The organism is Brevibacillus sp. HB1.4B, assembly GCF_013284285.1.
GTDB lineage: Bacteria > Bacillota > Bacilli > Brevibacillales > Brevibacillaceae > Brevibacillus > Brevibacillus porteri.
In genome coordinates this window covers 1-23,361 of record NZ_JABSUT010000022.1, presented here as the reverse complement: position 1 = coordinate 23,361, position 23,361 = coordinate 1, and the positions used below count along the sequence as shown (strand labels likewise).

Genomic DNA, 23,361 nt, shown 5'->3' with positions numbered 1-23,361 from the left:
AAGGTCATATTCGAACCTTCTGACTGGCTTTTTCTCTTTATTCTTTTTGCGGTGATTCCTCGATCATTTTTTTATTGATGATTCTTATTTTGTCTGCTGGAGATTGCTCGTCCTTTGCACTAATAAATACGGAGTTATCTCCCGCTTCAAAAAACATGACATAATCCTCATCGGCCATGCTCTTATCTTCACTGACAGGAGCCCCCAGATTTTTACGGATTGTGTCCAGATTCGTTTCATTTAGATGAAGACCCGCCAAATCAATTCCATATACGCGATCCTGCCCATCAAAATAAATGAGCGCACTCTCTAGCTTCTCAAAGACTTCATAGCGCCCGCCATCCCAATAATCCTGTTTCGTTACCTTGCCGTATAGCGCAGAAACCTCATCCCGCTTCATCCCGATGTGGATATCGAAGCCACTGATTTCGTTTTTGGATAGCTGCTTTAAAAATTGATCGTCCAGAATAATTTGGCGCACGGTAGCGGTTTGCTTCTCTTGCTTTTGGTCGCCCCCGCTATTTCCCGCCTCTTGCTGTTGCTCGGTAACAGGTTGTTGTTTAGAATCTGTTGATACGCTCGTGTCAGGTGAACAGCCTCCCACAATCAAACCTGCCACTACGGTCATACACACCCATTTTCTCAACCGACTTCACTCCTTTATCTCCTCTTGAATGGTCTCATCGCAACTTCGTCACTGGTAAGACGTATCTTTTAGTGAAAGTGAGGTGTTGTATGAATGCCACTCTGGTTACTCGTCGTACTTATTTTCGGAGGTCTCTTGCTGATTGGAGCCATCATCGATTGGATTGCCAAGCGCCGGAAGCAGAGAGTCCTCATAGAGCGTAACAACCGTGATTCCCATTCCTTTGATGAAGGATACGATCCGAGAAATAAAGACGAATATCTCAATTGATAGACGCTGCTCCCCATCATTTGGTTACGAAACCGTACCTAACAAAAAAAGACCCCGGAAAGGGTCCCCTTCACACTACAATGCTGATGATAATTCCTGACAAAATGCTAACGAGTGTTGCCCCATACAGCAGCTTTAGTCCAAACCGAGCGACGACATTTCCTTGCCTTTCATTCAAGCCTTTTACCGCGCCAACAATCGTCCCGATGGAGCCAAAGTTCGCAAACGAGATCAGAAACACCGACACGATGGCGACCGTTCTCTCGCTTAACTGACCTTGAATTTTCGTAAAGTCGAGGATGGCGACAAACTCGTTCGCCACTATTTTAGTGGCCATGATACTTCCCGCTTGTACGGCTTCATGCCAAGGAACCCCCATAAGAAAAGCGAGGGGAGCAAAGACATACCCTAACAACCCTTGGAACGAGATACCGAATACCGCCGTGAATAACCCGTTCACCATCGCAATGATTGCAATAAATCCGAGCAACATCGCGGCCACGACTACAGCTACTTTAAATCCATCTAGAATGTACTCCCCGAGCATTTCAAAAAAGGCCTGTTTCTCTTCTTTTTCTTGATCGAGCAAGTCATCTTCCGGCTTCACTTTATACGGATTAATAATAGAAGCAATGATAAAACCACCAAATAGGTTGAGTACCAACGCAGCTACCACATACTCTGGTTTGAGCATGGTCATAAAGGAACCCACAATCGACATAGACACGGTGGACATCGCAGAGGCGCACAATGTGTACAGCCTGTTTTCAGGTATAGCACTGAGCTGTTTTTTCACGGTAATAAACACTTCGGACTGCCCGACGATCGCCGAAGCAATCGCATTATACGACTCCAATTTTCCCATGCCATTCACTTTGCTCAATACGAGTCCCACATAATGAATAAATAAAGGGAGAATTCTCGTGTATTGCAGAATGCCTATCAGTGCGGATACGAACACAATCGGCAGCAAAACTTGTAAGAAAAACGGAGACGCACCTGGATTCGCAATACCACCGAAAACAAAATTAATCCCCTCGTAGGCATACTCCAAGAGTACGGAAAAACTGCTGGCAATGCCTGATATTAAAATGAGTCCAATACTGGTTCGCAACAGCAGCAAACCAAACACGATCTGAATCAGAATCATGATGAGGATAGGGCGATACCGAATGTGCTTTTTATTACTACTTGCCAGCCAAGCAAGCAAAAATACCGTAATCAAACCTATACCTGCGATGATATAATTCATGCAACCAACTCCATTAGCAAAAGATTTAGAGCCGACACGTACCATTGCCGATCCGCTTATCTCGCTCCATAATCTTCCCAAAAGAGCACAAAAAAACCCTCCTGAACGATGAATAATCGAACAGAAGGGGGATGGGACAACTATATATCTGCAACGGCGATAGCCTCAATCTCAATCAACAGCTCGTCCCTGATGAGCTTGCTCACTTCAACGGCAGAGCTCGCTGGCGGGGTTTCTGTATTCACGTACTGATCTCGAATCTCACGGACAATGTGCATCTTGGAGATGTCGGTCACGAAAAAAGTCAATTTCACTACATGCTCAAAGCTGACTCCTGACGCTTCTAACGCGAATTGGATATTATCGAAAACTTGTTTTGTCTGTGCGGCTAAATCGCCTGTGCCGACCACTTGGCCTTCCCTGTTGAGAGCCACCTGTCCCGATACATAAATCGTCCGTGCGTTCCGAACCTCCACCGCATGGGTGTAGCCAAACGTAGGTGGCATTGTTTCAGGGTTAATGAAGTTGATTCGCTTATCATTTTGCATCTGACATGCTCCCTCCGATTCTCATTTATTGGTAATCCATTCTACCATACCCAAAAAATTCTGACCATTATTCGATTTCTCAAAGAAAGAGAGGAATGAATAACCCGTCTCTAGCTCGGCTGAGGACGGGTTTTGCTTTTTAGTGGTTTCTATTGGAGGAATTAAATTGATCAAATAGCCCGCTTCCAGAGCTTTTTGGCTGTTCTTTTTTGTTTACGGCTTCAAATTGCTGAAACAGTCCGCCATCATGCTTCTTTTTTTCTTCTACTCTTATTTCTTTCTTTTTGGGTAGGGGCTGTTGAATCGGTGTTCTTTCTGGCTTTACAGGCACTACATTCTTTTTCTTTCCCGTATGGTTGGTATTTTTCTTCATGATCTTGTTAGGCGGTTGATTCTTCTTCTTTTTTCTTCTATTCATATACCAATACCATAAAGGAAGAATACCGAGCATAATCGTACCCGCCGTAATGAGATACAGCTTCCAGATCGATTGCCTTTTCTCTTCCTCCTTTTTTTCTTCCCGCATCTTTTGGACAGCCTGTTCAAAATCACGAACCATATAATTTTCTTTAACAGACGACAAGTTCTTTACAAACCCAACCGAGCCCCTTCCATAATAGATAAAATTCCGCAGGGCATTGTTCACTGTCATCTGGTATATGTATCCTGTCGGGACACCTGAATCCTGGATTTTTTCTTTGATCTCTCCCATAAGATCAGGAGAAGTCGGATCAATCATTTGGTCATATTCCAAAACTTCATAGTTCTTAAGTTCTTTTTTTCCTACTAACTGAACATTTTCTTCATTATTGAACAGAAAATACCTCGGAATCCTATTGATACTCTTCCGATAGACTTTGTTTTTCGGGAAATTATGCAAGGCCATTTCGTTGCTATGCATTTCCAGCGTTTGCTCTGACAGCAGTACCTCTTCTGCTTCTATGATGGGGAGGTTTTTCTCTAAGGCTTCATATTTAGGGAGCCAGTGAATGATACCATCTGGGTCTAAAAACATGTAAATGTCCTGATATTGAAAGGATGCCACATAGATTTGATCCGTTGGCAGGCTATTAAGATAAAACTCTTTTTCAAATGGAGTTGGATCGAAATTGTATGGGATGTTAAATACTGTTGCCCCATTTATCTCACTCTCATCTACCTCTTCTAACTGTCCGTTATTATGTACGGTAAAGTATAGGGGACCATTATGAGTTGGGTCACCCCAAATGGTCGATTGATAATATTGATTCGGTTGTAAATGGTATGGTCCAGTACCGCTATCGATTTGGATTAAGAGTTCGGACCGCTTGATTCTTTCCTCTTCCGCAGCGGCTTCTTCGCTCGTCTCCTCTTCTTGGCTTGTCTCTTCTTCCACGCTTTCTTCTTCATCATCGTCGTCATCGTCAGCCTTTTTTTTGATTTTAACCGGCTTGGATGATTTGAAACCGCTTGACGGTTTTGCGCTTTTTATCGAGGAGCTTGAACTTTTGCTGGCTGAGCCTGAGCTTTTTCCTGAAGAGTACGAGCTTCTGCCGGACGAATAGGAGCCTGTACTTGATGACCCTGAGCTTCTGCCCGACGAATATGAGCTGGTACCAGATGATCCTGAACTTTTGCCGGACGAATAGGAGCTGGTACTAGACGAACCTGAGCTTCTGCCAGAACTACTGGAGCTAGAGGAACTAGAACCTCTAGATGACGCAGGCTCTACAGGAAGGATTACTAGACTAATCATTACAGCGCTAAGAAAATAGGCAAGCAAATTCCGCATGAAATATAACCCCTCTATGAACCAACCAATGGTTTTCTCTATATAACAGTTAAATACTACCACTTCGCATCATGGCAATGCTACAAAATTCCTACCCTTCCTTCTTCATCCTCTTTTGGCTTTTTACGATTACATCTATCCTGTATAATTTTTGAAAAATGGGCAATTAGAAAGAGAGGATTCGCTAGTGACAACGGTATACGATAAAGCGAAATATCATTACGAAAACTTTGAGGAGGATCTGCCTCAAAAACAGGCATACGTACATACAGGTTTTTTCATCGGCTGGTTGATTGAAAATGATATGGTTAGCAAGGATTTTCAAAAGAGTTTTGCAAACCTGATTGCTGATTTTAAACAAAGGAAGATGACTGGTCCTGAAGTTTATGAGAAGACGGATGGAGTATTTGCTAAAGACATGCTGAATGAAGAAGGAAACCAGTTCGCAATGTTTTACTTCGATTTCGATACGGGAGAGTATCGCTATCATTATCTCGAAGCGTTTGATTGTGATCCAAGCGTGTACCACGTGGAAGATACTTGGGGGAATTACGATCATATCAAAGATTGGATCGACAATGAGTATGAGTACTGGTGCGAGAAAAATGAATAAGACCGCGTGAGTACGCGGCCCTACGGTCAAGTCGCTATCCTATTTCTTCAGGATAAAATCAGACATAACTACCTTCTCCCATTGGATTCCTTTTGGACTCACGTTGGTGTAAAGCGTTATGGAGTCCGCATCTTCCATTACCGCTTTCAAATGAAAATTCATGTCCTTGGGCTGCAAATATTCATCATACAGCTGTTGGTAGTTGGGATCGTTCTTTTCTTTGGCGACTTTGATGTATTCTACGGTGTCAGGGTCTTTCTCAAAGTTTTTGTATTTCACTTGATATGCGAATGTCGCTTCTACTTTTCCATCTACTGTTTTCTCTTCATAATCCGATAGTGTAAACTCCAGCAGCTCATAGTAGGGGGAGAAAGCTTTCTTGCTCTCTTCTTCCATATAGCTTGCGATTTGGTTATAGCTTGTAGAGCTGTCGACCGATTGTTTCGGTTCTGTGCCAGTGTTCATTACTTCTTTTGCAGGTGGCGCGGCAGTCTGATTTTGTACGACCGCATCTGAGCTGCAACCACTGAAGAAAATCGCCAAGACCATAGCCATACATCCTACCATCACTTTTTTCAAAAGAAATCCCCCCTTATTTCGTTCGTCATTTGATATACGTTATACATTGGAGGCATGCTACACGTCTCAACAAAAAAAGAAAAAACCTTGATACACCAAGGTTTTTTCTTCGATGGCGTCCCCGAGAGGATTCGAACCTCCGACCTACAGTTTAGGAAACCGTTGCTCTATCCTGCTGAGCTACGGGGACAAATATGATCACCTACTTTCTTATTATATGTGTATATCCATTTTTCGGCAAATCCTATCCATTCCAGTTCCTATCAGCAGTTCTCGTCTGGAATAGCTGATGCATAACGGATTGGCTTCATGATCCGTTGACGACCGGAAAAAGTAGCAATCTCCGTTACTCCCATTGAATGGAGGTTCTCCAGATTCGCCGCTACGTATCTCCCAATATCGTCGGGAAAGTGCGCGTCGGACGAGAGTGTCAGTGGAACACCATGCGCCACCAAAACGTCGAGAAAAACGGGACTTGGGCACATTTCCTTAACAGGATAGCGGTAGTACAGGCCCGCATTGATTTCGGTCGCTGTATCCGTTTCTCTCAAAGCAGTTGCGATCCGGTGGTAATAGGGAACTATCTCTGATTCCAGAGGGCGATAGGAGAACACTTTCAGATTGTCCAGATGGGCAACAAAATCAAATAAATTGCTCCTGATCATGCACTCAACCGTGTAGAAAAAGTCCGCGTATAACTGTTTCAGGTCATGCTGCTCAAACAGATGGCGAGTCTCGGGATTGTCAAAGCCCCATCCTTGCATAAAATGAACAGAACCGATCACATAATCCCACGAAGCGCCTGCCAGCAAGCTTTCCAATTCTGCCTCCCCGCCGATAAAGTAATCCGCTTCGATCCCCAGCCGCAACTCCACACCGCTTGCCGACCAACGCTGCTTTGCTGCCTCAATAGCGACACAAAAGTCATTAAGACTCTCGGTGCATACTTGATCAAGCCAAGTGCGCTGCAAGCGACCCAAATCGGTATCACTGAGGTCTAGATACCGTTCAAAATAGGGACGGGCTTCACGAAAGCGGTATAAATGATCGACAATCCCCACTTCCTTCAAGCCTTTGTTTAACGCTTCACGTAAATACAGATCGATCCAGGATGGGTCGTAGCACCCCAGAGACATGCGGTTATTTAATCGCGCAAGGCTGTCCAGCAGCCAGGTGCGGGTATGTCGAGGTTCAGTAAGTGGATAAAAGTGGTCGAGGGCAGTATTGGTACGGTCGAGCCAACGCAATGAAAAAGGCCCTTCTTCCAGATGAAGATGATAGTCGATCAGCATGTGAAGTCTCTCCTTCCCGGATGTTCGCTTATCCAGGTAGTTTGAATGCCAGACGAAAGCCATTCATCCGGTATCGGCTGGTCACAAATAACCGCGCTGACATCCTGCCAGCCGCAAATACGAAAAAATTGCGTTTGACCGATCTTGGTTGTGTCTCCCAATACATAGACTTGCTCTGCCCGCTGTACCATCATGGTCGAGCATAGCGTTTCTTCCATGTCATAGTCGGTGAAGCCATCAGCCGTCATTCCTCCACAGGAAATAAACGCTTTATCAAAATGAAAACGAGAGAGCAGCTCGCAGGTAAACGCCCCAGCAACCGATTGTTGGGCCGGATGGGTCAGGCCCCCCAGCATAATGACCTGACCGTTGAACTGATTGGCTTCCAACAGCTCGTTTAGTAAAGAAGCGGCGGGGAGCGAATTCGTGACAATCGTTAATTGGTTGAGGCCTTTTATAGCACGTGCCAATTCCAGTGTTGTCGTCCCGACATCGAGTGCGATGGTATCCCCGTCAGACAAAAGTTCTGCCGCGATTTGCCCGATTTTCGTTTTTGCCGTCTGTTGAATCGCCTGTTTCTTTTCAAAGTGCGGTTCACGCTTCGCCAAATGATAAGGGATAGCTCCTCCGTACACTCGTTTTAACAAACGTTGCTGTTCCAATTGGTCCAGATCACGTCGTATTGTCTCCGGTGTTACTGCCAGGTTTTTTGCCAGACTCATCACCTGAATTTTACCGTGGCGGTTCAATTCGTCTAGTATCACTTGCTGTCGTTCTTCAGGCAATAGTGTCATAAAGCGGAATCACATCCTTGGGACCTACATACATTGTTTTTGTTGTGCCTATCTGCTCCTGCTCGAAAGACAGGTGCAGAGTGTCCACCAGTACAGGAACATCACCAATGTTCAGCTCGTAACGGGTAATGTTGCCGAGCATGGTTACTTGAGCGATATTCCCGGTCAAGCAGATGTCCTCCCCAGTCAAAGGCTGTTCGCGAAACGTCTCGGGACGAATTGCGAAACGTTCAACTGCCGGATGAGACAAATGAGGCGCGATTTGGCTAAGCTGCTCGGCAGTCAGCACGTTGTAATTGCCAATGAAGCGAGCAACAAATTCAGATCGAGGTTGCGTGTAAATCTCTTGAGGACTGCCGTGCTGAACGATTCGTCCACCATTCATGATGTAGATGCGGTCACTGACAGCCATGGCTTCTTCCTGATCGTGCGTAACCAGCACAGTCGTCATGTTTAATTCTCGTTGGATCGTGCGTAGCTGCTTTTGCAAATTTTTACGAATCTGAGCATCAAGCGCGCTAAGCGGCTCATCGAGCAAAAGCACTTTTGGCCGGGTGACCAGAGAACGGGCAAGTGCCACACGCTGCTGCTGGCCACCAGACAATTCACGTGGGTAAGCCTGCTCCTTTCCCACCAATCCCACCAGCTCAATCATTTCTTGGACACGCACCCGAATCTCCGTTTTCGAGATTTTGTTCATTTCCAGGCCAAAGGCAATGTTTTGACTGACCGTAAGATTGGGAAAGAGCGCATACGATTGGAACACCATGCCGATCTGCCTGTTTTTTGGAGACACGTCCGTCACATCTTTGCCGTCAATGTAGATCATGCCCGTATCAGGGGCCGTCAAACCACTGAGGATGCGTAACAGCGTACTTTTGCCACACCCGCTAGGACCAAGCAAGGTAACCAGCTCACCTTTTTCAATCGCAAGATCGAGTTGCTGCAACACGTGTTGACCGTGAAAAGTTTTGGACAAGTGTTCGATTTGGACGTAGCTCATTAGGGAACCTCCTTGCGTGCGAAGCTTCGGCGCGTGAATTTTACAACCAGGCCAGTGATGATAGCCATGAGGACAAAATAAGTGACGGTAATTGCGCTGGCGACATGCCCACTTGACGATAGCTTGGCGTATAGATACATCTGCAGGGTTTCGTATCTTCCTCCCACCAGGATGTTAATCAATACGAATTCACCAAACAAAATGGAGAACGACAAGAGCGAGGACACGAAAATTCCAGACATGATATTCGGAACGATAATCCGTACAAACGCCTGCCAGTGGCTCGCACCCAAGAGCTCGGCTGCCTCCATCAACGAACGTGCCTGCAAGGCAAGCAGGCTGTTGCGCGTTCCCTGATATAAATACGGAAGCAAACCGACCAAATACGCCCCGGCGGTGATGATGACCATTGGAATTCCGTTTCCTGAATAAGTACGGATCAATCCGACCGCCATAATGACACCCGGAACGGCATAGGTCAGCATCACCAAAATTTGAACCAGCCTCTCCATCCGGGGAGCGTAGACGATAATGGAGAATACAGCAGGAACAATAATGACAACGGCAACGACAGTCGTCAGAAAGCTGAGCAAAAAAGAACGCCCGAATGCCTGCAAAAATCGGGGATCGGCATACAGCTCCGCGAACCATTTTCCTGTGAGTCCTTCCGGCAAAACCGTGCTATTCCACTCGGTTGCCAGTGAGTAAAGGATGGTAGCCGCGACAGGCAAAAACAAATACAGCATGAGCAACGCAAACGACAAGGATGGCAAACTGATCCGCTTCAAGACAAATCCCTCCGAATCTTCCGCGTCAGCCACTCGTTCACGAGCAGGGCGGCGGCAAGCGTCAGGCCGAGCAGTACAGCGAGAGCGCTACCCAGCTCGGGTCTGGCAAAAATGTCGCCAGATACTAGCGCACCAATCCGAATGGGCACCAGATTGTAGTTGCTCCCGGTGAGCGCGTAGGCAGAAGCATAAGCACCCATTGCGTTGGCAAACAGAATGCTGAATGTGCCGACGATGCCTGGAAGCAGTACCGGAAAACCGATTCTCAGCCAAAACTTCGAGGGGCTGGCCCCAAGCAGCTCGGCCGCTTCCATCCATTGTTTCTGAATGGCGTTGTACAGGGGATACAACAGCATGACTGCCAGAGGCAGTTGAAAATAAATATAAACAAGCGTTAAGCCGCTCCACGAATACAGAGTAAATGACTGACCAAAATCAATCCCCAGTTGCTTCGCGAGCAAAACAAACAATCCACTGTTTCCCAACAGGACAATGAAGGCAAATGCGAGCGGAATCCCCGCAAAATTGGAGGTTAAGTTCGTAATGACAAGAATTCGCTGTTGCAGTGACTGTGGGAAACGGGTAATCGCATAGGTAGCGAAAACAGCAACGACGATTCCAATGAGAGCAGACAGGAATGAGATGAGCACGCTGTTCTCAAAAGCCTGCAAGTAATACGGATTTGAAAAAATCTCACGATAGTGACTGATGGTAAAACCGCCGCCCCCCTCGGCCTGAAAGCTCCCTCCGATCATGGAAAGCAATGGGACGAGGAGAAACAGAGCGATCATTGCAAAGAACGGAATCGTCGTGACCCAGAGCATACTGACAAATCGTTTCATCGCAAAAGCTCCTTTCTTAGAGGAAAAGACGCCCCCTTAGGGAGACGTCTTACTCAGCCCTCATACGTTCAATGGCTGCATCTCTTTGGAGGGGGAGATGCCGAGCAAATGGCAGGCAAGCGGCGCGACCTGCAATTGCGGAATTGCCTCCTCGCGAATACCCGGAGATATCAGGTTGCTGATGACAAACAAGGGAACGTCCCGGTCAGCGCTAGAAGTGCCGCCATGATTTCCATCAGCTGTCATCCCATGATCGGCTGTTACGATGATTTGATAACCCGCATCGATCCACGCAGGAAGCACATTTGCCAGTATCGAATCTGCCGCCAGAACCCGATTTCGATATCGCGCGGAATCGGCCGTATGCTTATGTCCGTCATCATCGATATTCATGGAGTGGACGTAAAGAAAATCCGGATTGTACCCATTCAACAAAAAGTTGGCGTCAGCAAACAAGTGTGTATCCGGATAGTGATCTTCCCAGTAGAACATCCCGTTTTGTATCGGCTTATCGGTGTTCAATTGGATTCGGTCGTGAAACGGATTGAACGGAGCCTTGTTATAAAGCTCGCTTACCCAGCAATAAGCGGCAGCAGCGTTGGACATCCCATTTTTCTGCGTCAAGTGAAAGAGACTCTCCTGGTGCGAAAGCCGAACCGCCTGATTGCTGGAAATTCCGTTTTTCCACACAGGGGTTCCCGTTAAAAGAACCTCGTACAAAGGACGAGAGAGACTGGGCAATTCAGATCGTACCTGGAAACGAGCCGCAATACCGTACTCGACCAGGTGATGCAGGTACCCCATGTGCGAGATGGCTGTGTCAAATCTCAATCCGTCGAGCACAATCATGGCGAGCTTACTAGCGCACATGGATTAACACCTGCTCTTGCCATAGCTGCGGCAATTTTTTAGCTGTCTCTTCCCAAGCAGTCAAATCGCCCACCGGACGTGCGTTTTTATACATTTCATCGGGGAGCAGCATGGCTTTAGCGGATTCGTCCAGCTTGGCGTTAGCACGAATCGGTCGAGCATAGCCACGAGCCAGATTGGACTGTCCAGCGTCGGAGAGAATGTATTCACGAGCTAACATGGCAGCGTGCGGGTGCTTGGCGTACTTGTTAATTACAGTTGCGTACCCGCTGCTGACCGATGCTTCCTCCGGGATCAAGACATCAAAGCGGTTTTTATCGATTTTTTCCCGGTACCCGAGCGCGTTGAAGTCCCACAAGATAGCGACTTCGACCTCACCCTTTTCTAGATTGGCAAGGCTCGGATCGCTCGTACTGAGCCGTTTGTTTTTTGCCAACTCAGCGAAAAAGTCTATGCCGGGCTGAATATTTTTCTCATCTCCTCCATTAGCATAGGCCGCGGCCAGTACGGCAAATTGTGCCTGATTCGCTTTCATGACATCGCCGATCGCGATCTTGAAGCTGCCGTTTTTCAAATCTGCCCAGGTCTTGGGAGGATTTTGTACCTTTGTCTTGTCCGTAATAAAGGCCAGTGTTCCGGTATAGCCCAGCAACCAATGTCCTTCATCATCTTTTGCCCAGTCGGGAATGTCGTTCCAGTAAGAGGTTTTGTAAGGCAGCGTCAGCCCTTTTTGCTTGGCTAACGGTCCAAAAGCAATACCTACGTCACCGATATCTGCTGTGGCGTCTTCTTTTTCTGCTTCAAATTTAGCCAATTCTTCTGCGCTCGACATGTCCGTGTCCGTATGCTTCAAGCCGTATTCCTTTGCGAGATTGCCCCAAGTCTCTCCCCAGTTTGCCCACGTGTCCGGCATACCCACGGAGTTGACTTCTCCCTCCTGCTTTGCTTTTTCCACGATTTGATCCAGGGTCAATTGCGACGTATCCAGAGAAGTGCCTGACTTTGTCTCGGTGGCACATCCCGCAAGCAGAAAAACGGATGTCATGACAACAACGGTTCGTTTCCAGCTTAACTGGTTCCCTCTCATCTTTAAGGCCCCTTTTCGTTTTTATTTGTGTTTGATTCTTTTGTTTTTTCTAAGCTAATCGTAAACAACAAAAATGAAACTGATATAAATGCGTTGTTAAAAAGCTATTAAGACTCTATGAAAAATAGACGTGAACGCAAAAAGTGGCTCTCTGAATACCAGAGAACCACGTAGTCCTTCGTTTTTCCTATTTAATTATGGGCGAATTGCTCCTCTTCCGTCGACCCGCTAAGCGCAGTCGTAGAGGATTTGCCGCCAGAGATAACTTGCGCAACCTCATCGAAATAGCCCGTTCCGACTTCACGCTGATGACGAGTCGCCGTATAGCCATGTACTTCACTGGCGAATTCAGCTTGCTGTAATTCAGAGTAGGCAGCCATTCCACGATCACGATATCCACGCGCCAGTTCAAACATGCCGTAATTCAGGGAGTGGAAGCCAGCAAGCGTGACAAATTGGAACTTGTAGCCCATCTCGCCGATCTCTTCCTGGAAGCGAGCGATAGTCTGTTCATCCAGCTTCTTTTTCCAGTTGAAAGAAGGAGAGCAATTGTACGCTAACAGCTTGCCCGGGTATTTGGCATGGATCGCTTCTGCAAAACGGCGTGCTTCCTCCAAATTTGGCTCAGAAGTCTCGCACCAGATCAAATCTGCATAAGGAGCGTACGCCAGTCCACGGGCAATCGCTGCATCCAATCCGCCGCGTAGACGGAAGAAGCCCTCTGCTGTTCGTTCACCCGTCAGGAATGGTTTATCCTGCTCGTCGATGTCGCTGGTGATCAGGAAAGCGCCATTTGCATCGGTACGTGCCACGATAATCGTTGGAACCCCCATCACATCTGCCGCAAATCGTGCGGAAATCAGGTTACGGACGGCTGCTTGCGTCGGAATCAGTACCTTCCCGCCCATATGGCCGCATTTTTTCTCGGAAGCCAGCTGGTCTTCAAAATGCACCCCTGCTGCACCCGCTTCAATCATACCCTTCATCAATTCGAAGACGTTCAGTGGCCCACCAAAGCCCGCTTCTGCATCTGCTACGATCGGAGCAAACCAATTCGTCTCGGTACCCCCTTCTGATTGATCGATCTGATCAGCCCGTTGCAATGCCTGATTAATTCTTTTTACGACTTGGGGAACACTGTTTGCCGGGTAGAGGCTTTGATCAGGATACATCTGACCAGACAGATTGGCATCGGCCGCTACCTGCCAGCCACTCAAATAAATCGCTTTTAATCCTGCCTTTACCTGCTGAATCGCTTGATTCCCGGTCAAAGCCCCCAACGCTTTAATATGGTGCTCGGTATGCAAGAGGCTCCACAGACGCTCTGCCCCTAGACGAGCCAGCGTATGTTCGATTTGTACGGAACCGCGCAGACGAACGACATCTTCTGCCGTATATGGACGTGTAATTCCTTCAAAACGCTCGCCTTGCCAGCTTTGCTCCACCTGTTGAATCGCTTCTTGCTTGTTTGCCTTCGTCATTTTCATTTCCCCCACTCTTTTTATTTTTATAAATAGCGATAACCCGGTACAGTTAGGAAGTCTTCGAAATCTTCTGTCGTTACCAATTGCAAGAACAGATCACCAGCAATCGGATACTTGCTGTTGTCGTACCTCTCTTGACCGATTGCTTGCTTGATCGCTTGCAGCTCCTCACTCAACCATTGCTTCACCAAACCTTCCGTCACCTTTCTACCATCCTGCAAGACTCCGTGACGATGACGCATCCATTGCCAGACTTGTGCCCGCGAAATTTCTGCTGTAGCCGCATCCTCCATCAGATTGTTGATCGGTACAGCCCCAGAGCCTCGCAACCAAGCCTCGATGTACTGTATGCCTACGCTTATGTTCGTACGGACACCCGCTTCTGTAATCGTGCCCTCTGGAACTGCCAGCAGTTTCTTAGCGGATACATCCACATCTTCACGTTTGTACCAGATTTGGTTCGGCTCTCTCATCAAGCGATCGAACACTTCCATAGCTACCGGCACTAGCCCTGGGTGAGCAACCCACGTCCCATCATGTCCATCGTACGCTTCCCGCTCTTTGTCAGCGCGCACTTTGGCGATGGCTTCTGCATTTTGTACCGGGTCATTTTTCACCGGAATTTGTGCAGCCATTCCGCCAATGCAAGGCGCCATCCGTTTATGGCAAGTCTTCACGGCCAGCGTGGTGTATGCCTTCATGAACGGAACTGTCATGGTTACTTGGGCACGATCCGGTGTAATGACATCAGGCTGATTCCGCAGCTTTTTGATATAGCTGAAAATGTAATCCCAGCGTCCGCAATTCAGTCCTGCACTATGCTCGCGCAACTCGTACAGAATCTCATCCATCTCAAAAGCTGCAAGAATCGTCTCGATCAATACTGTCGCGCGAATCGTGCCGCGTGGAATATTTAATTCATCCTGCGCGAAAAGGAAGACGTCGTTCCAGAGGCGAGCCTCCAGATGGCTCTCCAGTTTCGGTAAGTAGAAATACGGTGCTGTCTGATTCGCGATAAGAGCGTCTACGTTGTGGTAAAAGTAAAGTCCGAAGTCAAGCAGGCTGCCGGAGATCGGTTTTCGATCGAGGAGAATGTGCTTTTCTTCAAGATGCCAGCCACGAGGACGCACGATCAAAACCGCTGTCTTTTCATTGAGGGTGTATGATTTGCCTTCCGGACTGATGTAAGAGATATTGCGGCGTACCGCATCCTTCATGTTGATTTGGCCTTGGATGGTGTTCTCCCATGTCGGTGAGTTGGCGTCCTCAAAATCAGCCATGAAAAGCCGAGCACCCGAGTTCAGTGCATTGATGACCATTTTCCGATCACCCGAAGGTCCCGTAATCTCCACCCGTCTGTCCTGCAAATCTTTGGGCAATGGAGCAACAGTCCAATCTCCTTTACGAATATCCGCTGTTTCCTGTAGAAAATCGGGTAGTTGACCTGCATCGATCTGCAATTGACGCTCCACGCGTTTAGCCAACAATTGTTGTCGTCTGTCGCCAAATCTTTGCTCCAGCTTCATCACGAATTGAATCGCTTCTGGTGTCAGGATATCTTGATAACCGGGGTGCATCTCACCGGAAATCTGCACCTCCAGCGGATATGGATTCGTTGGTACGGTAGTCAAAACAGCTCCTCCTCCCTCACTTCAAAGTTATTATGATACAGATTGATAAAATGTTTTTTATTATATAACAGCAAGAGCAAAAAAAATGTCCTTACTCCTGATACCCGCTGCCACTGCAATGGCTGCAGCATACATGACCATCTCCCAAGCAATTGTGGCAAGCCGCTCCGTTGGCATCATGACCAACGCCTCCACATTTTGGGCAATTTTGTTCTCCGTTTCCTTCACATCGATAGCAGTCCATTCTCCATTCCTCCATTTCTGTATTAAAACAATATTCTTAAAATTTGTTTTTATTATATAACAGAAATTAGTACAGTGCAACACGTTTTTTAAAAAATTCCACCTGTATTAGTACACAATATAAAACAGCCCTTGACCCGTTATGGATCAAGAGCTGCTTTCCTTATCTCTTGCTTATTACTTCGGCGCGATCTTGTCTACTCCGCCCATGTACGGACGAAGAACTTCTGGAATCACGATGGCTCCATCTGCCACTTGGTAGTTCTCCAAGATCGCTGCTACTGTACGTCCAATCGCCAAACCAGAACCATTCAATGTATGCACAAATTCCGGCTTCGATTTTGTATCGCGACGGAAACGGATATTGGCGCGGCGCGCTTGGAAATCTTCAAAGTTCGAGCAAGACGAGATTTCACGGTATGTGCCACCGCTTGGAATCCAAACTTCCAGGTCGAATTTCTTCGCAGCTGTAAATCCTAGATCGCCTGTGCACATGCTCAAGACACGGTATGGCAGTCCAAGCAGTTGAAGCACCTTTTCAGCGTTTTTCACCAGTTTGTCGAGTTCGTCATAAGACTCCTCTGGTTTCACGAATTTCACCAACTCAACTTTGTTGAATTGATGCTGACGAATCAACCCACGCGTATCACGGCCAGCAGAACCCGCTTCCGAACGGAAACATGCGCTGAAAGCAGTGTAGTAGCGAGGGAGATCTGCTCCATCCATGATTTCATCACGATGCATATTGGTGACTGGCACCTCTGCAGTTGGAATCAGGAAGTAATCTGGTCCCTCGATTTTGAATGCATCCTCTTCGAACTTAGGTAATTGACCCGTTCCTGTCATGCTCGTGCGGTTGACGATAAACGGTGGGATCACTTCTTCATAGCCATGCTCATTCGAGTGCAGATCCATCATGAAGTTCATCAGTGCGCGCTCCAGGCGTGCACCCAAGCCTTTATAGAAAACAAAACGGCTTCCTGTTACTTTTGCCGCCGTTTCAAAATCGAGGATGCCTGCTTGGCTAGCCAGCTCCCAGTGAGGCTTAATCTCAAAGTCAAATGCACGTGGCTCTCCCCATGTCCAGGCAATCACGTTATCGTCTTCTGTCGTACCGATCGGCGTGCTTTCGTGCGGCAGGTTCGGGAGGCTCAGCAAGATGAACTCCAGCTGCTCATCCAGTTGGCGCAGCTCTTCATCCAAAGCCTTGATGCGTTCATTTACTTCTTTCATTTCAGTGATCAGATGGTCTGCATTTTCCTTATTGCGTTTCATAACCGCTACTTGCTCGGATACCGTGTTACGCTTATTTTTCAGCGCTTCTGCTTCTTGGATGATTTGGCGACGCTTTTCATCTACTTCTACGAATTGATCCAACGCAGAAATATCTTCATTGCGGTAAGCCAAACGGCGTTTTACTTCTTCCAAATCCTGGCGTAATACTTTTACGTCCAACATGTGTAAATCCCTCCGAATCGTATTGAAAAAAAACAAAAAACACCCGTCCCCTGGTAAGGGACGAGTGTTGTATACCCGCGTTGCCACCCTCGTTGACATATGCAGCAATCCTCATGCATATGCCCACTCTTCCGTCATAACGGGACGGTTCCGGGCAAAGTTGTTGTTCCTTTGCCACTCCGAGATGGATTCCTTCACATAACCGGATCGGTTCGCACCTACCACCGACTCTCTAGACCTGGCTCTTGTGAAGTACTTGTTCTCATCATCGCATTCTCATTCATGAATACTATTATTGTTAACTGTACTACAGGTTCTATACGTATGTAAAGAGCAGCCCACCTCGATCTTTTCAGAAAAAAAGAAGATCGGCGCCTTTTTGACGGCCGATCTTCCGGTATGACGGCTAGCTTCTGTATTCCTTGACCATGTCGAGGAAGTATTTGTGCAGTCTTGTATCTTCGGTCAATTCTGGGTGAAAGGCTGCTGCCAAATAGTGACCGCTTCGGGCGACAACAATCTTGTCTTCGTGCTTGGCCAAGACTTGACCGTTCTCTCCCACTTCCATGATATACGGTGCCCGGATGAACACTGCCGGGTAATCTGCCGCCACACCCGCAACAGGCATCAAGACTTCAAAGCTCTCCTTTTGGCGACCAAAAGCATTCCGCTCTACTTTGATGTCCATCAACCCTAGATGGCAATCGTCTTGTCCTTGAATCTGTTTTGCCAGAAGGATCGCTCCTGCGCAAGTTCCGAAGATCGGCTTGTTCGCCTTACCGAACTCTTGAACCGCCTCCATGAATCCGTACTTGTGCATCAGCTTGCTTATCGTGGTGCTCTCTCCGCCGGGAATGACCAGCCCGTCGAGGTCATCCAGTTCTTCTACTTTTTTGACCGGGACGGCTGTGGCACCAACCTCTTCTAGCAGTCGCACATGTTCTGCTACAGCTCCTTGTAGAGCGAGTACGCCGATTTTCATGCTACTCACCTTACCAGCCGCGCTCTTGCATACGATCAGCTTCACGAATTTTGGAGATTTCGATACCTGGCATTGCCGTCCCCAAGCCTTTGGATACGCGAGCAATCAGTTCGTAATCCGTGTAGTGGGTGGTCGCTTCCACAATCGCGCGAGCAAACTTCTCTGGATTCTCTGATTTAAAGATACCAGAGCCAACAAACACGCCATCGGAGCCCAATTGCATCATCAGGGCAGCATCTGCTGGTGTTGCTACTCCGCCTGCTGCGAAGTTTACGACTGGTAGCTTACCTGTTTTGTGTACCGCTTCAAGAAGTTCGTATGGAGCACCCAGGTTTTTGGCTTCCGCCATCAGTTCATCGTAGGACATGGCTTGCACTTTGCGGATTTGGGACATCATCGTACGCATATGACGAACAGCCTCTACAATGTTTCCGGTTCCTGGCTCACCTTTTGTGCGGATCATGGATGCACCTTCTCCGATACGACGGAGAGCTTCACCCAGATCACGGGCGCCACATACAAACGGTACAGTGAACTCTTTTTTATTGATATGGTACAAGTCATCTGCCGGAGTGAGTACTTCACTCTCATCGAGATAATCTACACCCAGAGACTCAAGAACACGCGCTTCAACAAAATGACCGATACGAGCTTTTGCCATAACAGGGATCGAAACAGCTTTCAGTACTTCCTCTACAATGCTAAGGTCCGCCATACGCGCAACTCCACCAGCTGCACGAATGTCAGACGGTACACGCTCCAAAGCCATTACAGCAACAGCACCCGCTGCTTCTGCAATTTTTGCTTGTTCAGCATTTACGACGTCCATAATAACGCCGCCTTTTTGCATTTCAGCCATACCTCTTTTTACGCGGGATGTTCCTACTTGTACCATGTCATTACCCCCTACATCATGAGTCAGAACCGAAACTGTTATGTGGTGTTATGGTTCCTGTTACCGTCATTGTAAACGATAGATGTAGGGGAAAACAACCATTATTTAATTTCCTGTCCCACTGCTAAACAAATTGCTGAAAAACTCAATGATGCTGCGGAAGAACAGACGAATCCAGCTGGCTTCCTCTACTGCCTGTCCTGCTACTACATCAACACCTGCTTTTGTCGCGTCTTCAGGCTGCAAATAATCCGTATCCTTCATGCCTTCTTCTTTCAATACGATCTTACCGACAACCTGTCCTTGCGTAATTGGCGCGGTCAGCTCCTGGAAGGTAACAGTAGGTGTGAATTTTGCTTCTGTACCGATCTTTGTAATCATATTTACTTCGCTACCTGTAACGGCTGGAACTGTTACCTCTACACCGTTTTTCACAGGGGCTATTTCAAACCCTTTAACTGGTACATTCTTGTCCATTTGTTTCGTCAGTTTGTAATTGTTAAAACCGTAGTCAAACAGTTTTCTGGTCTCCGCGAAACGCTTTGTATTGCTATCTGTATTCATTACTACACTAATCAAACGCATGTTGTCACGAACAGCCGTCCCTGTAAAGCAATAGCCCGCTGCAAGTGTATGCCCTGTTTTCAATCCATCTACGCCCGGATAGTAGCTAATCAGACCAGGCAGCATCCAGTTGAAGCTTTTCTTGCTCCACTCTTGTGGGGTACCTGTTCGGAATGTGAAGTTTGTTTTTTTGGAAACTTCCAATGCCTCAGGGAAATCACGGATCAGAGCACGTGCGAGGATAGCCGAATCGCGTGCCGACATCAGATTTTCTGGTTGATCGGTTTTCACTGAATACGGGCCCAACTCATTAGCTGGCAAACCTGTAGAAGTGACAAACATCGTATTTTTCATACCAAGCTCTACTGCTTTTTTGTTCATCATTTCAACAAAGGCAGCTTCACTGCCTGCGACCTTCTCAGCCAAAAGTACGGTTGCGTCGTTAGCAGAAACGACTGTCATCGCTTCTGACAATTGTTTAACTGTAAATGATTCACCTAAATTCAGGTACACCCCAGACGAATCTGAAATTTTCGCGATATAAAAAGCATACTCACTTACCGGGACAACATCATCCCAGTTAATTTTCTTTTGTTTGACGGCTTCCTGAACCAGGTATTCAGACATAATTTTACTCATGCTAGCTACCGGAAGTGCTACGTCAGGATCTTTACTATAGATAACCCTTCCCGTCGATGCCTCAACAAGAATGGCAGACTTCGCTTCCAGTTGTAAATTCGCTTGAGATGCTACAGGGGCAGCTTCTACCTTTGAAACCATTCCTCCCATTGCTGTAGCAAAAACAGCGACAGAAAGGAACAGACCTGTCAATCGCTTTGTCCATGTCTTTCGCTTCATGTAATCTCTCACTCTCCTATTTCTGTCGATTTCATTTTTTCGTGAAAACAAGCACACAATTGTAAGTGTACCATAGGTTGCAGGGTGGCTTGAAGCGAGATTCCTCCTATTTCCACAAGTTAGTAGCTAGTAAAAATCCCCTCTCTTATTAAAAGAAAGGGGACCTGGGTCTTCCGTACTATTTTTCGCTTAGGAAATCGAGTAGTTAGGTGATTCTTTTGTAATTTGTACGTCGTGTGGGTGGCTCTCACGCAAGCCAGCGCCGGTAATGCGAACGAACTGGGAGTTTTGAATCAAATCCTCAATGGTCTTCGCCCCGCAGTATCCCATACCTGCACGCAGTCCACCAATCAACTGATACGTAACATCCGCCAATGGGCCTTTGTAAGGAACACGGCCTTCGATCCCTTCCGGAACGAGCTTTTGTGCGTTCTCTTGGAAGTAACGGTCCTTACTGCCGGCTTTCATCGCGCCGATCGATCCCATTCCGCGATATACCTTGAAACGACGACCTTGGAAAATCTCGAATTCGCCCGGGCTTTCTTCTGTACCGGCGAACAGACTGCCAATCATGATCACAGAAGCACCTGCACCAATTGCTTTTGGCAAATCACCGGAGTATTTAATGCCGCCGTCGGCAATAATTGGAATATTGTACTCTCGCGCTACTTGTGCACAATCGTGGATCGCTGTAATTTGAGGAACACCGATACCTGCTACGACACGAGTTGTACAAATGGAACCTGGACCGATACCAACCTTCACCACAGATGCGCCAGCTTCGATAAGATCGCGAGTAGCTTGTCCAGTTGCCACGTTCCCTGCGACGATTGTGAGCGTTGGGTATTCTTTGCGAACTGCTCTTACCGTTTCAATTACGCCTTTAGAATGCCCATGAGCCGTATCAATCACCAGTACGTCCACGCCAGCTTGTACAAGTGCTGCTGTACGCTCAAACGTGTCTGCAGATACCCCAACAGCAGCACCACACAGCAAGCGGCCTTGTGCATCTTTTGCTGCATTCGGGTATTGAATTGCCTTTTCAATATCTTTAATCGTAATGAGTCCACGCAGGATGTTGTTATCATCCACCAACGGGAGCTTTTCGATCTTATGTTGTTGCAAAATCAATTCTGCCTGTTGCAGTGTAGTACCGACAGGAGCCGTCACCAGGTTTTCCTTGGTCATAACCTCTTTGATCTTGATGGAGAAGTCATGTACAAAGCGCAGATCGCGGTTGGTGAGAATTCCGATCAGTTTTTGATTCTCATCGACAATCGGAACACCGGAGATACGATATTTACCCATGAGAGCATTCGCTTCTTCGACGGTATGCTCTTGGGACAAAGAGAACGGATTGGTAATAACGCCACTTTCAGAGCGTTTTACACGATCTACTTCGCTTGCTTGTTGCTCGATGGACATGTTTTTATGGACAATCCCGATACCACCTTGGCGAGCCATGGCGATTGCAAGTCCAGACTCCGTTACGGTGTCCATCCCAGCACTGATCAGAGGAATATTCAGCTTCACATTCTCACTCAATCGTACTCGTAGATCAACATCCCTTGGCAAAACTTCAGATTTTCCTGGAATGAGCAATACATCGTCAAACGTTAAGCCCTCTTTAACAAATTTGTCTTCCCGCACAGTTGAAAGCTCCTCTCGGCGAATGGTTTAAGACAGTTTAACAAACGGCTTAATTTACTGTCAAGAAATGAGTATATCGTTCGGTTATAGATTCAATTAGACAGATAAATCAAAAAACAATTAGGGAAACTTAACCATATTACGAAAATTGATAAAGGTGGGTATCATGGATAACGCTTGGAAAACATTACGCTATTTTGAGACAGAACCTACTGCACGTAAATATTTGGCTGCCTGCTATCATGACATGGGTGTTGAGCATGCCGAGCGACTAGCTTTTCAACAAAGCTCGCGTTTCCTGTTTCTCTGGAGACAAGCCAGACATTTTTATTCCACTTCCGCTGTTGCCGACTTGTCTATCCAGCCATTACTGCTGTTTTATGGATGCTCTCACTTGTTGAAGGCGATGTTATTGACTCGAGATCCGTATTATCCCCAAAACAGTCGTGTTCTTCAACATGGTGTCACGACACGAAAGCTCAAACGAAACGCCTATATGCTAATGGAGGATGAAGTTCGTCCACAAAAGGAAGGGTTTTTTGCCCAATTAGCTCACGCGTTCCAGCTTGCGCCGTTACAAGATCGCTATTCAGTCCATAACTTATTTTCATCCATCCCCAGCGTCAGCGATAGTTACGGAATTGCTACGGATAAACCACGTAACTGGTTAACGCTAAAGATTGATCAAATCAGTCAGGATAATTTGGTTCGCATTACCTTTCCTGAAAAAACGGACGGGCCCTTATCCTATTCAACTGAGACTTTCATCCAATACATTCGCAGGCTTGCTCCAGCTGTTTGTAACTTGGAAAAACTCGCTTCGGTAAATAACAAAAATATAAAGGAACTGACCCTTCCTCAGTGTGCCCTGTCTGAACTGGATCAACACCCGTTATTTCGTTTGCATCAGAACGTCCTCTTCTTCTGGAATGGGTCTGCTTCTTCTCTACCTCTTCCCGAATGGGCTAGTCATTACTTGCTGCTTTATGTACTCAGCATGCTTTGCCGCTATGAAACGGAGTGGTGGGGAGAGCTAACGATGTCTCACGGACTTGTTGAGCGATATTTGGTCGAACATTTTTTGGATAACCACATGGATACTTTCCCCTCGGTTATTCGAAGGCATTTTCACCGAAATCACCGGATGTCCCTTCCCTCTTTGCCGTCCGATCTGTATTAGTTTTCCTGTCACTGCTTTCTCTACACGAAAAAACCTTCCTGCCATCATCAGCAAGAAGGTT

Annotated in this window: 23 protein-coding genes, 1 tRNA gene and 1 other annotated feature; of the genes, 3 read left to right on the top strand and 21 right to left on the bottom strand. The window is 47.0% G+C overall.

What is annotated here, in order from left to right; genetic code table 11:
- Positions 1-37: 37 nt before the first annotated feature.
- Positions 38-628: a hypothetical protein gene (locus tag HP398_RS30325; protein WP_173624481.1), complete on the bottom strand. Its 591-nt coding sequence runs from the start codon at positions 626-628 to the stop codon at positions 38-40.
- Positions 629-739: 111 nt separating this feature from the next.
- Between HP398_RS30325 and HP398_RS30320 the strand changes: the two genes are divergently transcribed.
- Positions 740-916, top strand: a complete 177-nt coding sequence (locus tag HP398_RS30320; protein ID WP_007719793.1) for a hypothetical protein — start codon at positions 740-742, stop codon at positions 914-916.
- Positions 917-986: 70 nt separating this feature from the next.
- Here the strand turns inward: HP398_RS30320 and HP398_RS30315 are convergent, their stop codons facing one another.
- The 3 genes from HP398_RS30315 to HP398_RS30305 form a co-directional block, all read right to left on the bottom strand.
- Positions 987-2,168 carry a NupC/NupG family nucleoside CNT transporter gene (locus HP398_RS30315; protein ID WP_017246880.1) on the bottom strand — a complete coding sequence of 394 codons (1,182 nt, stop codon included), beginning with the start codon at positions 2,166-2,168 and terminating at the stop codon, positions 987-989.
- 140 nt (positions 2,169-2,308) lie between these two features.
- Positions 2,309-2,716: a RidA family protein gene (locus HP398_RS30310; protein WP_069852490.1), complete on the bottom strand. Its 408-nt coding sequence runs from the start codon at positions 2,714-2,716 to the stop codon at positions 2,309-2,311.
- Between the two features lie 139 nt (positions 2,717-2,855).
- Positions 2,856-4,550 (bottom strand): hypothetical protein, encoded by a 1,695-nt coding sequence (locus tag HP398_RS30305; RefSeq protein WP_254476487.1) that lies wholly within the window; start codon positions 4,548-4,550, stop codon positions 2,856-2,858.
- A 124-nt stretch (positions 4,551-4,674) separates the two neighbouring features.
- On the opposite strand from HP398_RS30305, the gene HP398_RS30300 reads away from it, so the two are divergent.
- Complete coding sequence (locus tag HP398_RS30300; protein WP_173624480.1) at positions 4,675-5,100, top strand: DUF7832 domain-containing protein; 426 nt, start codon at positions 4,675-4,677, stop codon at positions 5,098-5,100.
- Positions 5,101-5,139: 39 nt separating this feature from the next.
- Here the strand turns inward: HP398_RS30300 and HP398_RS30295 are convergent, their stop codons facing one another.
- From HP398_RS30295 to guaB, 17 genes are all read right to left on the bottom strand, one after another.
- On the bottom strand, positions 5,140-5,679 hold the full coding sequence (locus tag HP398_RS30295) for a hypothetical protein (RefSeq protein WP_254476485.1): 540 nt from the start codon (positions 5,677-5,679) through the stop codon (positions 5,140-5,142).
- A 113-nt stretch (positions 5,680-5,792) separates the two neighbouring features.
- Positions 5,793-5,869, bottom strand: a tRNA-Arg gene (locus HP398_RS30290).
- 73 nt (positions 5,870-5,942) lie between these two features.
- Entirely contained in the window at positions 5,943-6,971 is a 1,029-nt protein-coding gene (locus HP398_RS30285; protein ID WP_173624479.1) for a histidinol phosphate phosphatase domain-containing protein, read from the bottom strand.
- Entirely contained in the window at positions 6,965-7,765 is an 801-nt protein-coding gene (locus HP398_RS30280) for a DeoR/GlpR family DNA-binding transcription regulator (protein WP_173624478.1), read from the bottom strand. Before HP398_RS30280 ends, HP398_RS30285 begins: the two co-directional genes overlap by 7 nt.
- Positions 7,749-8,768: an ABC transporter ATP-binding protein gene (locus HP398_RS30275; protein ID WP_173624477.1), complete on the bottom strand. Its 1,020-nt coding sequence runs from the start codon at positions 8,766-8,768 to the stop codon at positions 7,749-7,751. The genes HP398_RS30280 and HP398_RS30275 overlap by 17 nt, the downstream gene beginning before the upstream one ends.
- On the bottom strand, positions 8,768-9,556 hold the full coding sequence (locus tag HP398_RS30270; protein WP_017246870.1) for an ABC transporter permease: 789 nt from the start codon (positions 9,554-9,556) through the stop codon (positions 8,768-8,770). Before HP398_RS30270 ends, HP398_RS30275 begins: the two co-directional genes overlap by 1 nt.
- Positions 9,553-10,398 carry an ABC transporter permease gene (locus tag HP398_RS30265; protein WP_017246869.1) on the bottom strand — a complete coding sequence of 282 codons (846 nt, stop codon included), beginning with the start codon at positions 10,396-10,398 and terminating at the stop codon, positions 9,553-9,555. Before HP398_RS30265 ends, HP398_RS30270 begins: the two co-directional genes overlap by 4 nt.
- Positions 10,399-10,458: 60 nt before the next feature.
- Complete coding sequence (locus HP398_RS30260) at positions 10,459-11,268, bottom strand: alkaline phosphatase family protein (RefSeq protein ID WP_017246868.1); 810 nt, start codon at positions 11,266-11,268, stop codon at positions 10,459-10,461.
- Positions 11,258-12,355, bottom strand: coding sequence for an ABC transporter substrate-binding protein (locus HP398_RS30255; protein WP_017246867.1), 1,098 nt, complete (start codon positions 12,353-12,355; stop codon positions 11,258-11,260). The genes HP398_RS30260 and HP398_RS30255 overlap by 11 nt, the downstream gene beginning before the upstream one ends.
- Positions 12,356-12,546: 191 nt before the next feature.
- Positions 12,547-13,836, bottom strand: a complete 1,290-nt coding sequence (aceA, locus tag HP398_RS30250) for an isocitrate lyase (protein WP_017246866.1) — start codon at positions 13,834-13,836, stop codon at positions 12,547-12,549.
- Positions 13,837-13,862: 26 nt separating this feature from the next.
- A complete protein-coding gene (gene aceB / locus HP398_RS30245; RefSeq protein ID WP_017246865.1) occupies positions 13,863-15,470 on the bottom strand; it encodes a malate synthase A in 1,608 nt (535 codons plus the stop codon).
- A 60-nt stretch (positions 15,471-15,530) separates the two neighbouring features.
- Complete coding sequence (locus tag HP398_RS30240) at positions 15,531-15,698, bottom strand: hypothetical protein (RefSeq protein WP_254476482.1); 168 nt, start codon at positions 15,696-15,698, stop codon at positions 15,531-15,533.
- Positions 15,699-15,890: 192 nt separating this feature from the next.
- Complete coding sequence (gene serS / locus HP398_RS30235; protein ID WP_017246863.1) at positions 15,891-17,171, bottom strand: serine--tRNA ligase; 1,281 nt, start codon at positions 17,169-17,171, stop codon at positions 15,891-15,893.
- 53 nt (positions 17,172-17,224) lie between these two features.
- Positions 17,225-17,449: a binding site (T-box leader), on the bottom strand.
- A 128-nt stretch (positions 17,450-17,577) separates the two neighbouring features.
- On the bottom strand, positions 17,578-18,153 hold the full coding sequence (gene pdxT / locus HP398_RS30230) for a pyridoxal 5'-phosphate synthase glutaminase subunit PdxT (protein WP_069852470.1): 576 nt from the start codon (positions 18,151-18,153) through the stop codon (positions 17,578-17,580).
- A 10-nt stretch (positions 18,154-18,163) separates the two neighbouring features.
- Positions 18,164-19,048: a pyridoxal 5'-phosphate synthase lyase subunit PdxS gene (gene pdxS / locus HP398_RS30225; protein ID WP_017246861.1), complete on the bottom strand. Its 885-nt coding sequence runs from the start codon at positions 19,046-19,048 to the stop codon at positions 18,164-18,166.
- A gap of 105 nt (positions 19,049-19,153) precedes the next feature.
- A complete protein-coding gene (locus tag HP398_RS30220) occupies positions 19,154-20,470 on the bottom strand; it encodes a D-alanyl-D-alanine carboxypeptidase family protein (protein WP_017246860.1) in 1,317 nt (438 codons plus the stop codon).
- Positions 20,471-20,659: 189 nt separating this feature from the next.
- Positions 20,660-22,120 (bottom strand): IMP dehydrogenase, encoded by a 1,461-nt coding sequence (guaB, locus tag HP398_RS30215; RefSeq protein ID WP_173624476.1) that lies wholly within the window; start codon positions 22,118-22,120, stop codon positions 20,660-20,662.
- Between the two features lie 166 nt (positions 22,121-22,286).
- Here guaB and HP398_RS30210 point away from each other — a divergent pair, with 166 nt between their 5' ends.
- On the top strand, positions 22,287-23,300 hold the full coding sequence (locus HP398_RS30210) for a YaaC family protein (protein ID WP_017246858.1): 1,014 nt from the start codon (positions 22,287-22,289) through the stop codon (positions 23,298-23,300).
- Positions 23,301-23,361 lie beyond the last annotated feature (61 nt).